We start from the raw sequence: 18,730 nt of genomic DNA on the forward strand, positions 1-18,730 counted from the left end.
GATCCGATAATTCGGTAATCTTTGAATTAACGCCTTCTTTTTTTAGCAGTTGTGTTAAAAGTCAATAGAGAAATGAAAAATACTGAAAAATAATTTTTACTTGGTGGGCTATAAAGCCAAAGATGCTTTTAACATATTTTACGTAATTTCGGAGGATTTATTGATGCAGGCAGCCAAGGCACGACAAAATATATAAACCTACAAAGCTAAAGCTATTCCGCGGACTATAGCAACTACAAATTCAGCGGAAAAAACAAAATTAATAACTTTATCAGCCAAAATTTCCAGGAGAAAAACATGTCTTGTATAACTGAACCAAATAATCTTGGTGACCTCTTAAAATATGAGGCATCAAATCTATACTCACGTGACCAAATTACTGTTGCTAAGGGACAAAACCTAAAGCTTGAAGCAGTGGTTAGCAAAAAGACAGATGATGGGGGCTTTATAAGAGCTCTAAATCCGCTAGGCACAGATGGTACTCAAACAGCAATAGGTGTGATTATAAACGATGTAAATAGTAAAGATGCAGATATTAAAGCAGTAATCATTACTCGCGTAGCTTTACTTGCTGATCATGCAATTGTCTGGCCAGCAAATATAACTGAAGAGCAAGAAACAGCAGCAATAAAACAACTTGAAGAGAGGGGTATTATTGTCCGTAAAGGAATCTGAATTTTATATTAATTTTTAATAGGAGCTAAACATTATGCAAAATCCACTTTCAAATCCAGCATTCAATATGATAGCATTAACTGGAGCTATTAATATTTTACCAATTAGTTTTGGTCGAACTGAAAGTTTAAAACTTTTTCCGAGTAAATCAGTAAGGTTTCGCCATATTGCCATTGAAGAACAAAACGGTTTTTTAGCACTACTTCCAACTCAAGTTCCAGGAGCACCAGCAACTGTTGGAAAAATAAGTTGTAATATTTGATTTAAATTCTTTTAAAAAGTGTGGATGTGGATAAGTGCTTTCAGTCTGTGTAAGCGCACTTATCCACATCCACACTAATCTGCTAGTGTTGGATCTAAGCAGACTTAGGGCTGTATTCCTCAGTAAAAACCCTGTCATCTCTTACTAAAGAGTTAGCAAGTAAAAGTAACTTTCTCATAGCAGCAGTGGAAGCAACTTTATATGGTTTTTTATATTGATTATGTAACCTATCAAAAAAAGTTTTTATGAAAGAATTCCATTTCCGCGCACTAAGAATACACATATACAAGACTGTTCTAATTTGTGACCTACCGCCTTGAATGCACCTTTTTCCTTTATTAAAACCACTGTCTCGATTAAAAGGTGCAACTCCGGCAATGCTAGATATTTGCTTTCTTTGAAGAGTTCCTAATTCTGGCAGATAACAAATAATAGTAATAGCTGTGATTTTACTTACACCTGGTATACTAGTTATTGATATGTATTTTTTTTTAAGCTCTTGACTTTGTTCAATCAACTCAATCATCTCATCTTCTAAAACTTGAATTTGATTCTGTAATATGACAAGTAGCTCTTCCATTTGTTTGATTATGGATATATCAGTTACTTGATGAGCTTGAGTTTTTTGTATTTTTGCCATTTCTACTAGTTGATTTCTACGAGATAGCTTTTGCCTCAAGAAGTCAACATTACTAACTTTTAAAGGAGTAACGCGCATATCTGTATTATTAATATAACGTGAGATAATGCTGCAGTCTATTTTATCAGTTTTAGTAGCAATACCAAGGCTTTTTGCATAGTCTCTCACCCATCTAGGTTGAATTACATATACTTCGAAACCATGGCTTAGTAAAGTATAAGCACATAATTTTTCGTACCCACCAGTTGCTTCAAGTCCAACTTTGATTACATTATGTAAATGCAGAAAGTCGAGTATTTGATCAATAGCTTGAACGTTATTTTCAAATACTTTATAATGTCCAAGTGGATGAATGTGGATATCTAGTTTATTTTTGCTAACATCAATGCCAGCAATGATATTTGATAAATTCATAATTCCTCCATAGAATAACATGTAATACTGCATTTTCCACCCTTATATACGAGCCTAAAAGCTCAATCAGTTGTTCGGAACTTTTCAGTAAATAATCAGGGAAGAGAACCTTGCTAAATTACGGTCCTTTATGACCAAGGCGATCTACGGTTCCTCTTCTCTGCATGTTCTTAATATTACCACTTTGTAATATTTATGAACTTGTTTTTAACATATAAGGTGATCTGTTAGATATTGTGTCTTAAACATAAAGCCCCCTTCATTACATTATACCAAATCCACTATTTATTATCAGAGATATCAACAATATAAGCTATTTTTACCTGCATACTAACTTGGATATATAACATTTATATTATAATGCAACGCCTTTTTGACAGAAGCTAAAGTAGTAACAAGAAACCATCACCTGTTTTATAGAATTGCCTTATAATACCTTAATTGCCCAACCCTAATTGCTCACATGCTTTGCTTAATTTAACCTCAGTCAAGCTAGTAAACCCTTCAGCTGTAGACTTACCGTATGATAAAAATTTATTTAATGAATCAATATCTCTTTGCTCTAACACAGATCGTATATACTCCGCTTGCCTAGAATCCATAAATTCTTTAATTTGATCAGAATTAGCCTTATCTAATATTGCCCATACCGGTTCCATGTAATTTTGATTTACCCAAGGTACTAATAAACTTGTAACAAGAAAGCAAGATCTATTACAAACTTCTTCCTTCAGCACATAAGTACGATGGCTATCAAATCCCTCCTTTCTCCACATATGCATGAAAAGCTTTGCACCTTCACCAGCATAATATGAGCTGTTTTCTGTTTTTATATAGTGTAGCCAGACAAGATATTTATCTTCTGAAACATTACTTGGTTTCAAATAGTCAAACAATGCTTGAAATTGATCAAAGCGAAGTGCACCCTGTAGCGTGTTTAGACTACCATAATAACCATTTTCAGCTAAGTCTCTTTTTAGAAGTTCTGGATATTTATCAGGACTTATTTGACTAAAATAAAACTCGAATATTTCAGGATAACTATTACAACGGTTCCCTGCTACATATACTGCTGTCTTCATCAAGATTTCATCCTTTTTCTGTTCGCTCATCTCACTTTCAGGTAATGATTTTATTTTATTCCAGAAGAATTCCACTGCCTGCTCTTGCTTAAGACTCACAGCACATTTAAGCCCGTACTCATATGGATGACAGCCATCTAAATTTAGTTTAGAGATGTAACCACTAACAAAATGTGACCAAAAAACTATTAAAAGGTTGCCTCCTAGAGTCTTAACTAAGTGACCATACTCCAACAGACTGCTCTTACCTTGAGCTGATAGTTTATTTTTTCTCTCTTCAAATAGAGCAATAATATCTTCTTCCAGGCAATAACGACAGGCAATCTCATATCTTTTATCAGTACTAAAAGGACTATTTGAATTTTGCACAATCAATTTTTTACCTACCATTTGCCTATCAAGCTTAACTCCGTGTAAATTGTCTACTTTTTTCCAACAATCCTCGCTAGACAATACCTGTGCAAGAAAATTACGTCCTTTCTTGCCACTTTTTTGGTGCAGACGCCAATTTGCATAGCACCAGCGTTCAATTTGAAAAAGCTTAGATGCTCTATGGGGATCATCCTCTTTAATAGACGAAAACAAAACTTTTGGAATATCTGAACGCAACATAGCCACTACCTTAATTAATTAGATTATCAATTACATTTTAATACCCCTGCAACAATGTTGCAACAAACATAAAACTAAAAAAAATAATTTCCCGGCAGCTTCTACTCAAAGAACGAGGAGTTGTTTTCACTTATAGAACCAACGATCAACTGACCATCTGTTTCGATGAGTGATATATGAACATATTTATATATTTTCAAGGAAAGCTCATGGGAAAAAAGAAACTGACTGTTCGTGTTAGCTATAGTTATGAACCTAATCGGTTAGCAGAATTGTACTTATTAGATGCATATAAAAAACTAGCATTAAATAAACAAGTAAATGGGAGCCAAAAGGAGAAAATTTTTGAATGTAACAATAGAATCAATTTAAGGGGGAGCAATGATAACTGTTAGTCTGTACGCGAGAGTTTCTTCAGGAAAACAAGTGCAAGGAGATACAATAGCAAGCCAAATTACTGCTATAGAGAATAAGATTAGTGCTGATGGACATAAATTACTAAGTGAATATAAATTTATTGATAATGGTTATAGTGGCTCTGATATAATACGTCCTAGTTTAGAAAAATTAAGAGATCAAATAGCAGAAGGTAATATTAATAAGGTTTATATTCATTCTCCTGATCGTTTGGCTCGCAAATATGTACATCAAATGTTATTAGTTGATGAATTTAAGAAATTGGGTGTAGAAACAGTTTTCTTGAATTGTCAAATTGACGATAATCCAGAATCTCAATTACTATTACAAATACAGGGTATGATAGCAGAATATGAACGTGCAAAAATTATGGAACGAAGTCGTAGAGGCAAGATTCACGCAGCCAATAAAGGCAGTATAAATGTAATGAGTGGAGCTCCTTATGGCTATCGTTATATAAATAAGCATATAGGAGGAGGACAAGCCTTTTTTGAAATTAATGAAGAGGAAGCTGAAGTCATTCGTAAAATGTTTTTTTGGGTGGGAAGGGGAAGAGTAAGCATTGGAGAAGTATGTCATAGATTAAGAGCTATGTCCATCGTAACACGAACAGGAAAAAGGTATTGGGATAGGAGTGTAGTCTGTCGTCTATTACAAAATCCTGCTTATAAAGGACAAGCAGCATTCGGTAAAAAAAAGCTAGGAGTAAAATTAAAACACGTAAGACCACAGAAACGCTCTTGTGAGCAACCGAAAGACAATTATTCTACTTTTCGTACTGATAAAGAAAATTGGATTTATATTCCTGTACCTAATATTATAAACGAAGATTTATTTGATATAGTTCAAGAACAGCTAACTGAAAATAAAAGAATAGCTAGGAGAAGACGAATGGGAGCAAATTACTTGTTGCAAGGTTTAACAGTATGTCAGCTTTGTCATTATGGATATCATGGTATTAGCACTTGCTCTAGCGCTCGTCGAACATATTATCGTTGTACTGGTACGGAGCGAGGTCACTTTGGTGGCAATAAAATGTGTAATAATAGAATGATTCGTACAGATGTATTAGACGTGGCTGTATGGGAAGAGGTAAAATACCTATTGAAAAATCCTACTCGGATATTAGAAGAATACAAGCGTAGACTTTCAGAGATTAAAAAATCACCATTAGATCAAAAAAGTGACTTTCTTGAGAAAAAAGAAGATCAATTAAACTGTGGCATTGCAAGGCTTATTGATGGCTATACTCAAGGATACATCAATGAAGAAGAGTTTAAACCAAGAATTAAAGCAATGAAACAAACCTTACAAATGATCGGAGAGCAAAAGAAAAAGATATTTGATCAAAAAAGACTTGAACAAGACCTAACTCTAGTGGTGACTACTTTAGAAGAGTTTTCTTCTAGCGTTAACTCAAGTCTTGATAACGCAGATTGGCTAACTAGACGTGATATCATTAGAACATTAGTTAAGCGAATTGAGATTAACCATGAAGACGTGCATATCGTGTTTCGAGTAAAAGAGCTGCCAGACTCTTTCACACACAGTGGAAAAGCGGACCAAAGTTTATTGCAACATTGTTGCAGGAGTCAAGTATAGTATTCTATCTTTAAAACTTGTCAATCATTATTGTAGAAAATTTTCTAACCCAAAGTAGTTTTAGGCAAAAGTCTCTTAAGAAGGTCGGTACGGGATTTTTCTTTACCTTCAAATTCTGTTTTCATTATGAGTTTGCCTTAAATTCCTCCTTAAGAAAATTAGTATTAATCTAACAACGTATTTTACTAATAGCTTAAATAATATAGCCATTTTCAGTGCTCAAAACCAGGGACGGTGAGAACAATTTTTCTTGGAATCAGTTGGTCTACCGCTTGTTCTGTGCGAACTTTTCTATATAATAATTCTACTATATCGTAAAATCAGCTATATTAGCCTATTTTTGTGATATTTAGGTGCGAACTAACGTACCTAGCTTTATTGCAAAAATTTCACACCTTTATTTGCACAACCCTATTTTTACCCAATAAGTTCTCACAAAGGTAGGTACTTTTTTGCAATTTTAGAAAAAGTCAATAATTAGATTTTTTGTGGTGCTAATTGACTTACATTTTTATTGAAAGTATTTTTTGAAAAAGGTAGTTGACTTACTAATCAATTTTGTTATACATAATAATTTTTATTTTAAGAGGAGGTTATATGTTTGGAGTGGATACTGCAGTTATTGCTGCTGGAGTTGCTGGTGCTGCAGTTGGTAGTGCTATTGGTGGTGTTAGGTGGTATTGTTGGTAGTGCTACTGGAAATCGAGCTATAGCTGAGAGAGATAATACTATAGCTACACTAGAGGATGTTGTAGCTGAGAAGGATAACGCTATAGCTGTGCAAAATAATACCATATCTCAGAAGGAAGAAATGATATCAAAATTAGAAGCTGAGAATAAGCAAATGTTAGAAAGTTTTGAGAAACAATTGACAGAAGTTAAAGAGGAGTGTAATTCTGCAATCGCAGCAATAAAACAAGAAAACAAAAATCTAACAGACAAACTTAATGAATCAATTAACAAATCTAAAGAGGAGAGAGAAAAGTCTACGGAGGAAAGAGAGAAGTTGCAAAAGGAAACAGAAAGGTTGCAAAAGCTGTTGAAAGAAGCAGTTAAAAAAGGGGAGGAAACAGGGGGAAGGAATCAAGCGTTGATTAATGAATTAGAACAAGGGATAAAAGATTTAATGAAGCAAGCGGAGGAAGATGAAAAAAGGTATAAAAAGGAAAGAGAGAATTCTAAAGTTGAACAAGAGAACTTAAAAGAGTTAATAAGAGAGATGTCTAAAGCAAAAAAAGAAGCGGAGACAAGACATCAAGAAGAGATGAATCAAATGAAGCAAGAAAGGAAAAGAGCAGAGGAAAGACATCAAGAAGGGATGAATCAAATGAAGCAAGACAAGGAAGATTTTAAAAAAGAGTTAATGGAGGGCCAAAAAGAGTTAATACAAGAGCTAATGAGACGATTTCAGGAGAATCAAGAAAAGAAAACTAATAAAGAAAGAAGTGAAAGTAGGTCAATTAATCATGATATACATGAATCTCAAGCCTCTAATTTAGTAGCTGAGTCTTCTGATGAATTGAATACTGGTCCAAGCTCGGGAGTGTTAAATAAACTGTGTCAAACCGAAAAAAAAGTAATAAATTGATATAAAAAAATGGAGGTTTGACAATGAGTCAGAAAGTAGTAAACAGAACTACCGGTTTGGTAGATTATAAAGAATTAGAAACAAATATCCTGTTGTCTATACGAGAAGGAAGACCGTTGACAGGAAGAGATGGAGCATTAACACCGTTTATAAAAAAGTTGCTGGAGGTAAGCCTGGAAGGTGAAATAGAAAACCACTTGTCGGCTGAAAGCGAAGAGAATAATCGAAGAAATGGGAGGAATGCAAAGACTTTACGTACAAGCGCAGGGTCATTTGAGCTTTTGACGCCAAGAGATAGGGAAGGAAGTTTCGAACCACAAATAGTCAAAAAAAGGCAAACAAACTTACATCCAGAGCTTGAAACGAAGATTTTGAGCACATTTGCCAGTGGTATGGGCTATAGAGATATAGTGTCACATGTTGAGGAAATTTATGATCACAAAATATCGGTGGCAGAGATATCAAGTATTACTGACAAATTGCTACCAGTAATCAACGAATGGCATAGTCGCCCGCTGCAGTCTGTATATCCGATAGTTTTCATGGTTTTTTAAAGTCAAAGAGGACGGGCATTGCGTAAGTAAATGCATGTATAACATATTAGGCATAGATCAAAATGGCAAAAAAGAAGTATTAGGTTTTTATTTGGCTGAAAGTGAAGGAGCTAACTTCTGGTTGGGAGTGCTAAATGACCTCAAAGAAAGAGGAGTAGAAGATATCCTTATTGCCTGCGTTGATGGGCTGAAAAGCTTTCCTGCAGCTATAAACAGTGTCTTTCCTAATGCGGAAGTGCAGATGTGTATAGTGCATCAGATACGCAACTCACTGAAGTATGTGGCCAGTAAAGATGCGAAGAGTTTTTTGAGCGATTTAAAGAAGGTATATCAAGCTTCAAGCAAGGAAATTGCCGAGAATTATCTGTTGGAATTAGATGAAAAATGGGACACAAAGTACCCTATGGTTATAAAATCTTGGCAGAATAATTGGGAAAACTTGTCTGGTTATTTTAAGTATTCTGGTCCAGTTAGGAGGATAATCTACACCACCAATCCCATAGAGGGGCTACATAGGCAAATTAGGAAATTCACTAAGACCAAAGGCTCATTTACCAGCATAAATGCCTTGTATAAGCAGGTATATTGTGCTATAAAGAAGGCAGAGGAAAAGTGGACGATGCCTGTACATGATTGGGCATTAACTATCTCTCAACTTGATGTTTTCTTTCCTGGCAGATTGAAAATTGAGTTGAACTAAAAATGCGGTTTGACACAGTTTATTTAATACTCCCTTAGTGAATATTTTTGACGCGGTGAAATGGGTAATTTATGGATAGTCTATTTCATTTTAACTCCTGGCACGCTTTAGTAATACTATCACATCCAATTTCTAATTGTTCCTGAGAGGTTGCATAAGAAATTCTGATAAAATTTTCTAGACCAAACGCAATTCCTGGAACCACAGCAACTAAATGATCCTCTAGCAGGTATTCAGTGAAATCAAGATCATTATTTATTACTTTACCACTTTTTGTACTCTTACTGAGCAATCCTTCACACGAGACAAATAAATAAAATGCGCCTTGCGGAATGGATGCTGATAATCCCGGAGCAGAATTTAGCTTTTTCACCATAAAATCTCTACGACTCTTAAAAATCCTTGTTCTTTCTTTCAAAAAACTATGGTCACCGTTTAATGCTGCTGCTGCTGCTGCTTGTGCTATCGAATTTGGGTTAGAAGTGCTCTGAGACTGCAGCGTAGAGATAGCTTTTACTACATCACTTCTACCTGCAATATACCCTATTCTCCAGCCTGTCATTGCATAGGCTTTTGACACTCCATTGACTACAAAAACTCTGTTGTAAAGCTTTGGCTCAACCTGAGTGATAGTAAAAAACTTTTCGTCGTATATTATATGCTCATAAATATCATCTGTAACGACATTCACATGTGGATATTCAAGCAATATTTGTGCTATGTCTTTCAATTCATCATATGTGTACACAACTCCTGCAGGATTGTTCGGTGAGTTAAGAATTAACCATTTAGTTTTTTTAGTTATCCTGCTTTTCAATAATTCCGCTGTCAGTTTAAAATTTTGTTTGCATTCCACTACAACTGGTAAGCCCCCAAAAAGATTTACCATATCAACATATGAAACCCAATAAGGAGCTGGAATAATAACTTCATCTCCAGAGTTAATTGTTGCCATAAACAAATTGAATAACACCTGCTTAGCGCCAGTACCAACACAGATTTGGTTAAACGTGTACTCGAGGTTATTATCCCTTCTTAACTTATTAATTATTGCTTCTTTCAGCTCACGCGTTCCATCAACAGCAGTATACTTAGTTTTACCTTCACTTATTGCTTGAATAGCTGCTTTTTTTATATGATCTGGAGTATCAAAATCCGGTTCTCCTGCAGCTAAAACACAGATCTTTTTTCCTTTATTTTTCAACTTATTTGCCTTATCAGTTACAGCAATCGTAGGTGATGGTTTTATTAGGGACATTCTTTTTGCAAGGTCTGACATATCTTACTGAAGCTAAATTCAAATGATAAACCCTGTACAGCAAAAAAGCTAGGAATTTTGTGTATTGTATTAGTAGCTTTTTACCAAATTCACCAACGCAGTGATATTTTCAACTGGAGTATCAGGGAGTACTCCATGTCCGAGATTAAATATGAAGGGTGAATCTCTAAAGCAATCTATTATACGTTTTGCTTCTTTTATTGCTTCCGTTTTATTATAGGCTAAAAGATTAGGATCAAGATTTCCTTGTAGAGGGATTTTTAGATTCGCTTTCGCCCATTCTATTGGGACATTATAATCTATACTTACTGCAGATACACCTGTTTGTTCGCAGTAATCCTTATAAAGATTTCCAGCAGACCTTGGAAATCCTATTATTGGAAAATCAGAAAATCTATCCTTTATTGCCAAGGTAATTCTCTTTGTTGGTTCGATAACATATTCTTTAAACAATGGTTCCGATAATGCACCAGCATTACTGTCAAATAGCTGAATAACATCTGCTCCAAATTCTATCTGTTTAATTAGATAAATAATCGTTGCTTCCGTTATTCGTTCAATTATTTCCTTCAAATACGAAGGGTAAAAATTTAATACTTTGGAAAAAGTTTTGCTGCTTCCACCTTCTATGATATATGAAGCTACTGTCCATGGGCCACCAGCAAATCCTATAAGAGACTTTTTTTTTGATAGCTGACTTCTGACTTTCTTTATAGCGTTTAGAATTGGTAAAATTTTAGCTTCAATGTCTTGTGGACTTTTCAATTCTTTAGGATTCTTTATAGGTTTTATTCTCGGGCCCACATTGCGCAGGAAATTCACGTCACAACCCAAAACATCAGCTATTATTAAAATGTCTGAAAAAATTATCGCCGCATCCACGTCAAATCTTGTCACTGGCTGTAACGTCAATTCTGTCACTAAATCTGTGTTGTAGCATATCTCCATAAAATTATTCATATTTTCCACTGCTTTGCGGTACTCAGGAAGAGACCTGCCAGCCTGACGCATTAGCCAAATAGGCACTCTTTCACCTGGCTCATTTTGTTTGATAACTTCTACTATTGTTGTTTTGCTGCTTTCCAATCTATTTTATCTATTTTTCTGTATACTAAAGTATAGTAGTAATAATAGTTCTATCAACAACTTGTTACTAACTTAAAATTCAGTAAAAATTGGCGTTGTTTAATTTGTGGATAAATATGTTAACAACTTCTATATGCTATTGATTTTCTGTTATGATTTATGTGTATAAGTAAGATGTTCAGAGTGTTAGTAATTTTCTTTTATGGAAAACATTTTACCATCATGCATTGTTACATAACTATGTATATGTCGTTGAAAAAACTGTTGATCAATTGTTGGTATTTTATATCAACAAATAATTCACAAATTAATTTGACATTATTCACATGCTTATTAAACATTTAATAACAGTTTTCTTGATAAATCTGATCTGAAAACGTTTTTGCCATTACAGGGAATAAATTGAGTAAAAAAGGAACCTTAGTAGAAAAAATAGCATATAGAATTTTTCTCTTCCTTTTCAAAAAAGCTTCTGTGTTGAAAAAGTGTGCGACTGAAGCATTAATGAAAGATCTGCCAGACCTTAATATATTTAATGGTCTATTAAAATTCCGCGATTGTGGTATAATGGATATAATGACTCCACGTACAGAGATATGCGCAGTAGACATTGAGTCAAGCGAGCGTGAAATAATAAAGAAGATAAAAAACACTTGCCACACTAAAATACCAATTTATAGAAATAACTTTGATAACGTAATAGGCTTTTTTTATGTAAAAGATGTTATTTTTAATAGGGATAAAAATTTTAATCTGAGAAATATTATACAAAGCGTAATATTTGTTCCGCCCTCGATGAAGACAACTAATCTTTTTGTTAGGATGAAATCTTCTAAGTCATACTTAGCTATTGTATTGGATGAATATGGTGGAACTGATGGTTTAATTTCAATGACCGATCTTATAGAGGAGCTAATACCAAACATTGATAGTGAGAACGAAATAAATTCAGAATATACCATTACTGAATTGTCTCAAAATAAGTTTGAAGTGTCAGCAAGGGTTCTTATAAAGGATATAGAAGAGGATCTAAAAATAGAATTACGTGACCCTGAAGAAGACTATGTTACACTTAGTGGTTTGATTCTTTCGATTGCTGGTAAAGTGCCTTCTGTAGATGAAGTCATTAAATATAAAAATGGTATGAAGTTTATCATCAAAGATGCAAATGAGCGCTACATTAATAAAATAGTACTAGACTTAAGTGATTACAAAAATTAGATTTGGTACCCCTTGTCGGGGAATGTCTTGCCTTGAAACGAAGAAAAAGTTGTAATAACCAAATATGCAACTCAAGGTATAGTTAAACCTATCTCCAGCAAATTATTTTCGCAAGTACAATGCATTTCAGTTTTATAGTACTCTAATAATAAAGAGGTCATATAGATATTAATATCTTTTGTATTTAAATTAGTGTCATTTTTTTTGATTAATTTGTCTACTAATGATTTGCTTATTGGTTTGTGTTCATTTAGAATTTTTATAGTTAATAGCATTTTATCTTCTGTTTGACTCAGTAAAACAGACACTAGTTCAACTTCCGCCACTGCGCTGGCTATAGTTAGCACCATATTAGAAATTATCTTATTTATCTTTTCAATTAAATCTTCCTTATTTTTTGCAGAGTATGCGTCTATTTTCCACGTAAGCTTTACTTTTTTTTTTAATAAATAATTTTCGATATTAGATTTGGTCTGATCAAAGCTGTAATTATCTGCTGAAGAAGAATATGCCTGCTTCATAACTTTATGTTTATATATTAAATCATCGGAGCTTTCTTTAAGAAACGACAATGCTTCCTTCTGCGCATCAGCATCGTTCTTATCTATTACTTCAAGCTCTTCTAAGCCAAACATTATTCCATTCATAGAGTTAGCAAAGTCATGAAGCAGCCGTCCTGATAGCAGCTCCGTTATTAACAGTATGTTTTTGATGTTTTTGTTCATTGGATAATTATAAATGATTTAAGTTACCCTATATTGGTAAACATATAATAGTCAATTAAGAGAAAGTTTCGTTGCACTTTTTATATCAAGGCATTAATATAGTATTAACAATTTTAAAATTTATAGAAGGATTATGAATACTTATATCAGATCAGGAATAGATCTTGAACTATATAATAAGTTAATAAAAGAAGTCAAGCCTATTGCTCAAGAAACTACTAGAGAAGAAGTAATCAGCGAAATAGGTTCATTTTCTGCGTTGTTTGATTTTGCTGCACTAAGTAAGAAATATGACCATCCAGTACTTGTTTCCTCAACTGATGGAGTAGGTACGAAACTATTGATAGCTCAAGAAGTGAATAGGCATGATACTATAGGTATAGATTTAGTTGCAATGTGTGTAAATGACTTACTTGCACAAGGAGCAACGCCTTTATTTTTCCTTGATTACTTTGCAACAGGTGTTTTGAGCAAGGACGTTTTATTATCTGTGGTCCAAGGCATTGCAAAGGGGTGCAAGCAAGCTAAAATAGCATTGGTTGGTGGGGAAACTGCAGAAATGCCTGGAATGTATGATAATAATCACTATGACCTTGCAGGGTTTGTGGTTGGTGTAGTTGATCGAAAGCAAATTCTTCCAAACTGTAGCATGATGAAAGTAGGTGATTATATAGTTGGCTTAGAGTCAGGTGGAATTCACTCAAATGGGTTTTCTTTGGTGCGCCATATTTTCAAAGGCTTAGGTATAAATTATAACGACTCATCTCCATGGAATAATCAGCTTTGGAAAGAAGTGTTGCTCGAACCAACAAAAATATATGTTGATTCTTTGTTGCCTATTATGCCAAAGGTAAAAGGCATTGCACATATAACAGGTGGTGGCTTGATAGATAATATTCCGCGGATTCTTCCAAAAAACTTATTTGCAAACATAGACATTAATTCCTGGAAATGGCCAGATATATTTTTATGGCTAACAAAGGAGGGTAAAATAGAGAAGAAAGAAATGCTAAAAACATTTAATTGTGGTATTGGCATGGTATTGATCGTAAGTCCTGAGAATATGCAAAACGTGAAAAATCATTTCCAAAAACGTGGAGAAAAAATTGAAATTATTGGAAAACTTGATGAGGCATGTAACCCTCCACTTGATAGAGTAGTATTTAGTTAGTCTAACTTTACTGACAGTCTTTTTGCAACTTCTAGGTACGCTTCCTTTAAATCTCCTAAATTCAAACGAAAGACGTCTTTATCTAGCTTTTTATAAGTATTTTTATCCCATAACCTGCAGTTATCAGGGCTGATTTCATCGGCTAAAATGATTTTAGTACTGTCATTTATTAATCTGCCAAATTCTAACTTGAGATCAACTAAATATATACTTGCATTTGAAAATAGGTGGACTAAGATTTCGTTGATTTTTAAAGTTGTAGTTTTAACTTCATCCATTTCTTTGCTAGATAGCCAATCAAAATACAGTATGTGATTTTCATTCACCATTGGGTCGGCTAGGTCATCATTTTTGTAAAAAAACTCGATTATAGGAGATGTAAGTGCCTCACCTTCTTTGATATTAAAACGTTTGCAAAAGCTGCCAGCTGCAACATTTCTAACTACCACCTCAAGAGGTATTATCTTGAGCTTTTTGACTAGCTGTTCTCTTTCGTTTAGAGTTTTTATAAAGTGCGTGCTAGTTCCTGCTTCTTCAAGCTTTTCCATGATAAAAGCACTAACATGATTATTAATTATTCCTTTGCCCTCAATAATTTCATATTTTTTCTTATTGAATGCTGTAACATCATCTTTAAAGTGCTGTATAACAGTTGATGAGTCTTCAGTTTCAATAATGGCTTTCGCTTTACCTTCGTATATTGTTTTATTCAGTGACATGCTTAATTTAACTATATATTATATCAATTTACTGTTCTTAGAGTATAGCTCCAAATAACTTAAAATAAACCTTAATGGCATTCAATGTTACAATATTAACCATATTTCCAGAAATGTTCCCCGGGTTTTTGAACTATTCTCTTGCCGGAAAAGCGTTAGAAAAAAAAATATGGAACCTTGAAGTAATAAATATTCGTTCTTTTGCGAAAGATAAACATTCAACTGTGGATGATGTTCCATATGGAGGTGGAGCAGGAATGGTTATGCGTTCTGATGTAGTTGGTGATGCAGTAGATAGTATGCTCTCTGTTCATAAAAACACTAAGTTTATTTACATGACTCCATCTGGAACTAAGTTTAATCAGAATATTGCCAGAGAATTATTAGAGTTTCCTCATATAACAATATTGTGTGGTCGATTTGAAGGTATTGACCAAAGGATAATTGATGCGTATACTCCTTATGAATTAAGTATCGGAGATTATATACTTTCAGGAGGTGAGCCAGCTGCGATGGTGGTTCTCGATGCATGCATTAGACTTCTTCCAGGTGTAGTAAATAATTCCGATAGTATTATTGAAGAAAGTTTTAGTTATGATGGTGGTATGCTTGAATATCCTCAATATACTAGACCTGAGCAGTGGAAGGGATATAAAGTACCTGAGGTTTTGTTATCTGGCAATCACAAAAAAATAAGTGATTGGAGGCAGAAGCAGTCTCATGTTATAACAAAAAAGCGTAGGCCTGAATTATTGAATGGAGAGATAAATGACAAATTTACTTAAAAAATTTAACGAACAGCAAATGCAAGTGTTAGCTAAAGAAATACCAGAATTTCGTCCTGGTGATGATTTAAAGGTCACTTTTAAAGTAGTTGACGGTGCAAGTGAACGTATACAGATATTTGGAGGTGTATGTATATCAAAAAGGAACCGCGGGTTGCATTCTTCTTTTGCAGTCAGAAAAGTGAGCCATGGAGAAAGTATAGTGTCTCAATTTTTTGTTTATTCTCCTGCACTGGTTTCAGTGCAAGTGACAAGAAAAGGAAAGGTTCGTAGAGCAAAACTGTATTATCTATGCAAACTATTTGGAAAAGCTGCAAGGATCAAAGAGCGTACTACTTATGTTAAAAAGAAATCTAAGTAGATACAATAGGGAGTGATGTCAATTGTGTCATCCCAGCACTTCCCCAGTGTCATCCAAGTAGCTGATACTGGGATCTACCTTATTCTATATCATGGATGTTATTTTTAGCATGGAGTCTGTTACCAATTGCCTGATTTGTAAATATTTTTATAACTGGATTCCAGTGTCAAGCACTGGAATGACATCAACGTTTATTAAACTGGACGTTTGTACAGCTGTGGGCTTGACGATAGGATCCAGGGAAAATAAATGAGTATAAAGAAAAAATTCCTTAAATTACTTCAGTCAAGGCGTGTACATGCTCGTATAAAAAGGAAAAATAAAAAGAACAGAGCGTTACGCTTTTGCTCTTTCACGGCACTAGTTATCTCACTTGGCTGTCCTGTGTGTATATTGTTGAGTATATTAGTTAACTCTTACAGTGCCTTAACAGTAACGAAAATTTTATTGCCAATTGAAATAAGTGCTGATCTTACTTTAACAAATAATCCTAGTGATTTGCGGTATAAGTCCATTGGCTTACTCAACGATTCTTTACGTAAGGTGTTTAAAGGAACTGATTTTAAAGACAGTGACGAAATTTTAAGTCGTAATTCTTACAAAGAACTAGAGAAATTTTTTCGTAAGAAAGTAAAAGATAGTGGTGAATATGAGATCTGGTTTACCGCGTCAAGTATAATTAATTCAATAAATAAAGATAAACATTTGAATGATCGTTATGCTAAATTACTTGATTGGCTAAAAGAAAAGAGGAGAGTGAAAAAATTTTTTAATAAGTCTTTATTCCTTAAATCTGACTCTCGTGAACCTGAGAATGCAGGGATTTTAGGGGCATTTATCGGTTCATTAATGACAATTATAGTGTGCCTAGCATTAGCATTACCAATAGGAATTATGTCGGGCATCTGTCTTTACGAATTTATGCCTAAAAATAGGCTAATGACTAATATTGTAGAAATTAGCATGAATAATCTTGCTGCAGTGCCTTCAATAATATTTGGTGTAGTGGGCTTAACTCTCTATCTTGGCATATTTGGGCTACCGCGCTCTTCACCACTTGTTGGTGGAATGACTCTTTCATTTATGATGTTACCTAATATTATAATTGCAACAAAAAATGCCTTTGCGAATGTTCCTATTACGATAAAAGATGCAGCGTTTGCGCTCGGTGCGCCTCACATCAAGGTGATATTAGATCACTCTTTACCGATTGCGTTACCAAGAATAATACATGGTACTGTGCTTGCAATTGCAAGGATTTTAGGTGAATCTTCCCCTTTACTTATGATAGGTATGGTGGCATTTATTGCTGATACACCTACGTCCTTTTTCGATCCGGCGACTGTTCTGCCTGTGCAAATATACATATGGTCAAGTAGTCCTGAAATTGCATTTATTGAACTTGCTGCTATTGCAATTATAGCTTTATTATTGGTGTTATTTGCGTTAAATTTAGTAGCAAATTTTGTAAAAAAGAAATTCGAATTTTTTAATTTTTAGCAATTCATGAAAATCACAGTCCTATCTGGTTATGGCTTAAATTGCGAAAAAGAAACCGCATTTGCATTTATGGAATGCAGCAGAAAACTTGGTATTAGTAATATTGAAGTAAAAATCGTTCACATTAATGATATCATAGATAATCCAAGTGAACTGAAATTAAGCAATATACTTGCAATTCCAGGAGGTTTTTCCTATGGTGATAACACTGGTGCTGGTAATGCGTTTGCTTTACGTATTAAAAACAACTTGTTGGATGAGTTTCAAGAGTTTTTATCTCAGGACAAGCTGATTATAGGAATATGTAATGGTTGTCAGATATTAGTAAAATTAATTCCAGAGTTCTCTAGTCTAGCTTTAATCCATAATGATATAGGCAATTATCAATGCCGTTGGATTAGAGTGGGAGTTAATCCGCAGAGTAATTCTGTTTGGCTACGGGGCCTGAGTGAACTATATCTCCCTATTGCTCATGGGGAAGGCAAATTTTTTATGGATCAAGATATTTTGAACCAATTGATTGAGAGCAATTCCACCGCATTACGTTACATTGATGAAAATGGCAACTATGCTAACCTACAATTTCCTTACAATCCGAACGGATCTACATACGACCTAGCAGCTTTATCAGATAAAAGTGGAAGAGTGCTAGCTTTAATGCCCCATCCAGAGAGGGGAATATTTTTTACTCAGCAAGATAATTGGCCTCTTGAAAAAGAAAAGAGCAAGCGTTTAGGTATTGCTGTGCCAAAATATGGTGATGGAATGCTTATATTTGAAAATGCACTAAAGTATTTTTGTTAAAATTTATTGGTAGGGGTTTATGGTCGAAATTATCCCCTGATATTGCAAAAAATTACTTTACAAGTTTCGCCAGTCCCCTTATTATGATAATAAGGGTATTTATGACTCAAAACTTGTTTTTGACCTGCAGGCTCAATGACAAAATTCAGTAAAAAACTCAGGGTATTTATTGGCGGATTACATAAAATTATAGCGGCTGCATGTCTTTTTTATTTTTTCTACATTCAGCCAAATCGCGCTTATTTTAAGCGTTAGCACATTATTACAGCGCCACTTACAGTAATATAGAGTCAAAACTCGCACCACGGGAGTTCTTTGCCTTTTTTTATTTGGTAAATTTCTTAATGTTTGTAGCTAAAGCAACTTAAGAGACCGAAAATGGTGTCATTCCAGCGCTTGACGCTGGAATCTAGTCTTTATTATGCAGCCACTTATTTAAAGTTAAGTTTTCTGGATCCAAGTAGTCAGGGCACTGGGATGACACCTTGACGATTTGAAGAATCGTCATCCCGCTACTTGTTAGCGGCTAAGAG

Annotated in this window: 15 protein-coding genes and 3 pseudogenes; 12 read left to right on the plus strand and 6 right to left on the minus strand. The window is 34.3% G+C overall.

Annotated features, from left to right (window positions below; genetic code table 11):
* Positions 1–297: 297 nt before the first annotated feature.
* Both ABWU38_RS07955 and ABWU38_RS07960 read left to right on the plus strand, forming a co-directional pair.
* Positions 298–675 (plus strand): head decoration protein, encoded by a 378-nt coding sequence (locus tag ABWU38_RS07955; protein WP_353272463.1) that lies wholly within the window; start codon positions 298–300, stop codon positions 673–675.
* A 34-nt stretch (positions 676–709) separates the two neighbouring features.
* Positions 710–919, plus strand: a pseudogene (locus ABWU38_RS07960) (major capsid protein); the annotation flags it as partial.
* A 112-nt stretch (positions 920–1,031) separates the two neighbouring features.
* Here the strand turns inward: ABWU38_RS07960 and ABWU38_RS07965 are convergent.
* Entirely contained in the window at positions 1,032–1,991 is a 960-nt protein-coding gene (locus ABWU38_RS07965; protein ID WP_253308968.1) for an IS110 family transposase, read from the minus strand.
* Between the two features lie 437 nt (positions 1,992–2,428).
* Complete coding sequence (locus ABWU38_RS07970; protein WP_264376371.1) at positions 2,429–3,685, minus strand: hypothetical protein; 1,257 nt, start codon at positions 3,683–3,685, stop codon at positions 2,429–2,431.
* 176 nt (positions 3,686–3,861) lie between these two features.
* Between ABWU38_RS07970 and ABWU38_RS07975 the strand changes: the two genes are divergently transcribed.
* The 4 genes and pseudogenes from ABWU38_RS07975 (at position 3,862) to ABWU38_RS07990 (ending at position 8,546) form a co-directional block, all read left to right on the plus strand.
* Positions 3,862–4,080, plus strand: coding sequence for a hypothetical protein (locus ABWU38_RS07975; protein WP_341819653.1), 219 nt, complete (start codon positions 3,862–3,864; stop codon positions 4,078–4,080).
* Positions 4,067–5,704 (plus strand): recombinase family protein, encoded by a 1,638-nt coding sequence (locus ABWU38_RS07980; protein WP_353272803.1) that lies wholly within the window; start codon positions 4,067–4,069, stop codon positions 5,702–5,704. Before ABWU38_RS07975 ends, ABWU38_RS07980 begins: the two co-directional genes overlap by 14 nt.
* A 664-nt stretch (positions 5,705–6,368) precedes the next feature.
* Positions 6,369–7,292 carry a hypothetical protein gene (locus tag ABWU38_RS07985; protein WP_265016761.1) on the plus strand — a complete coding sequence of 308 codons (924 nt, stop codon included), beginning with the start codon at positions 6,369–6,371 and terminating at the stop codon, positions 7,290–7,292.
* Between the two features lie 23 nt (positions 7,293–7,315).
* Positions 7,316–8,546 (plus strand): annotated as a pseudogene (locus ABWU38_RS07990) (IS256 family transposase).
* An 85-nt stretch (positions 8,547–8,631) separates the two neighbouring features.
* On the opposite strand, the gene ABWU38_RS07995 reads toward ABWU38_RS07990, so the two are convergent.
* A complete protein-coding gene (locus ABWU38_RS07995) occupies positions 8,632–9,825 on the minus strand; it encodes a pyridoxal phosphate-dependent aminotransferase (protein ID WP_264687845.1) in 1,194 nt (397 codons plus the stop codon).
* Positions 9,826–9,894: 69 nt separating this feature from the next.
* Entirely contained in the window at positions 9,895–10,911 is a 1,017-nt protein-coding gene (gene hemE / locus ABWU38_RS08000; protein WP_264687846.1) for a uroporphyrinogen decarboxylase, read from the minus strand.
* A gap of 402 nt (positions 10,912–11,313) precedes the next feature.
* Here hemE and ABWU38_RS08005 point away from each other — a divergent pair, with 402 nt between their 5' ends.
* The gene (locus tag ABWU38_RS08005; protein WP_353272267.1) at positions 11,314–12,132 is read left to right on the plus strand and encodes a transporter associated domain-containing protein; all 819 of its coding nucleotides are present in this window, start codon (positions 11,314–11,316) and stop codon (positions 12,130–12,132) included.
* 434 nt (positions 12,133–12,566) lie between these two features.
* Here ABWU38_RS08005 and ABWU38_RS08445 read toward each other — a convergent pair.
* A pseudogene (locus ABWU38_RS08445) lies at positions 12,567–12,857 on the minus strand (hypothetical protein); the annotation flags it as partial.
* Positions 12,858–12,990: 133 nt separating this feature from the next.
* Between ABWU38_RS08445 and purM the strand changes: the two are divergent.
* A complete protein-coding gene (gene purM, locus ABWU38_RS08015) occupies positions 12,991–14,028 on the plus strand; it encodes a phosphoribosylformylglycinamidine cyclo-ligase (protein ID WP_353272266.1) in 1,038 nt (345 codons plus the stop codon).
* On the opposite strand, the gene purC is transcribed toward purM, so the two are convergent.
* A complete protein-coding gene (gene purC / locus ABWU38_RS08020; protein WP_253307224.1) occupies positions 14,025–14,747 on the minus strand; it encodes a phosphoribosylaminoimidazolesuccinocarboxamide synthase in 723 nt (240 codons plus the stop codon). The two genes, purM and purC, sit on opposite strands and share 4 nt — an antisense overlap.
* A gap of 74 nt (positions 14,748–14,821) precedes the next feature.
* Here purC and trmD point away from each other — a divergent pair, with 74 nt between their 5' ends.
* From trmD to ABWU38_RS08040, 4 genes are all read left to right on the plus strand, one after another.
* Positions 14,822–15,532, plus strand: a complete 711-nt coding sequence (gene trmD / locus ABWU38_RS08025; RefSeq protein ID WP_264328690.1) for a tRNA (guanosine(37)-N1)-methyltransferase TrmD — start codon at positions 14,822–14,824, stop codon at positions 15,530–15,532.
* Positions 15,516–15,893 (plus strand): 50S ribosomal protein L19, encoded by a 378-nt coding sequence (gene rplS, locus ABWU38_RS08030; RefSeq protein WP_253307222.1) that lies wholly within the window; start codon positions 15,516–15,518, stop codon positions 15,891–15,893. The genes trmD and rplS overlap by 17 nt, the downstream gene beginning before the upstream one ends.
* Positions 15,894–16,142: 249 nt before the next feature.
* A complete protein-coding gene (locus ABWU38_RS08035) occupies positions 16,143–17,393 on the plus strand; it encodes a PstA family ABC transporter permease (protein WP_253307221.1) in 1,251 nt (416 codons plus the stop codon).
* Between the two features lie 6 nt (positions 17,394–17,399).
* Positions 17,400–18,197 carry a phosphoribosylformylglycinamidine synthase subunit PurQ gene (locus ABWU38_RS08040; RefSeq protein ID WP_264687850.1) on the plus strand — a complete coding sequence of 266 codons (798 nt, stop codon included), beginning with the start codon at positions 17,400–17,402 and terminating at the stop codon, positions 18,195–18,197.
* The last annotated feature ends 533 nt before the right edge of the window (positions 18,198–18,730 follow it).

The sequence above is a fragment of the Wolbachia endosymbiont (group A) of Urophora cardui genome, from assembly GCF_964028435.1.
Taxonomy (GTDB): domain Bacteria; phylum Pseudomonadota; class Alphaproteobacteria; order Rickettsiales; family Anaplasmataceae; genus Wolbachia.

Excerpts from the sequence above, each read along its gene's own strand:
- ABWU38_RS07995 (WP_264687845.1), bottom strand. The coding sequence starts at position 9,825 with ATGTCAGACCTTGCAAAAAGAATGTCCCTAATAAAACCATCACCTACG.
- ABWU38_RS07980 (WP_353272803.1), top strand. The coding sequence starts at position 4,067 with ATGATAACTGTTAGTCTGTACGCGAGAGTTTCTTCAGGAAAACAAGTG.
- ABWU38_RS07975 (WP_341819653.1), top strand. The coding sequence starts at position 3,862 with ATGAACATATTTATATATTTTCAAGGAAAGCTCATGGGAAAAAAGAAA.
- purC (WP_253307224.1), bottom strand. The coding sequence starts at position 14,747 with ATGTCACTGAATAAAACAATATACGAAGGTAAAGCGAAAGCCATTATT.
- ABWU38_RS07955 (WP_353272463.1), top strand. The coding sequence starts at position 298 with ATGTCTTGTATAACTGAACCAAATAATCTTGGTGACCTCTTAAAATAT.
- ABWU38_RS07965 (WP_253308968.1), bottom strand. The coding sequence starts at position 1,991 with ATGAATTTATCAAATATCATTGCTGGCATTGATGTTAGCAAAAATAAA.
- trmD (WP_264328690.1), top strand. The coding sequence starts at position 14,822 with ATGGCATTCAATGTTACAATATTAACCATATTTCCAGAAATGTTCCCC.
- ABWU38_RS08035 (WP_253307221.1), top strand. The coding sequence starts at position 16,143 with ATGAGTATAAAGAAAAAATTCCTTAAATTACTTCAGTCAAGGCGTGTA.
- ABWU38_RS08040 (WP_264687850.1), top strand. The coding sequence starts at position 17,400 with ATGAAAATCACAGTCCTATCTGGTTATGGCTTAAATTGCGAAAAAGAA.
- ABWU38_RS07970 (WP_264376371.1), bottom strand. The coding sequence starts at position 3,685 with ATGTTGCGTTCAGATATTCCAAAAGTTTTGTTTTCGTCTATTAAAGAG.
- purM (WP_353272266.1), top strand. The coding sequence starts at position 12,991 with ATGAATACTTATATCAGATCAGGAATAGATCTTGAACTATATAATAAG.
- rplS (WP_253307222.1), top strand. The coding sequence starts at position 15,516 with ATGACAAATTTACTTAAAAAATTTAACGAACAGCAAATGCAAGTGTTA.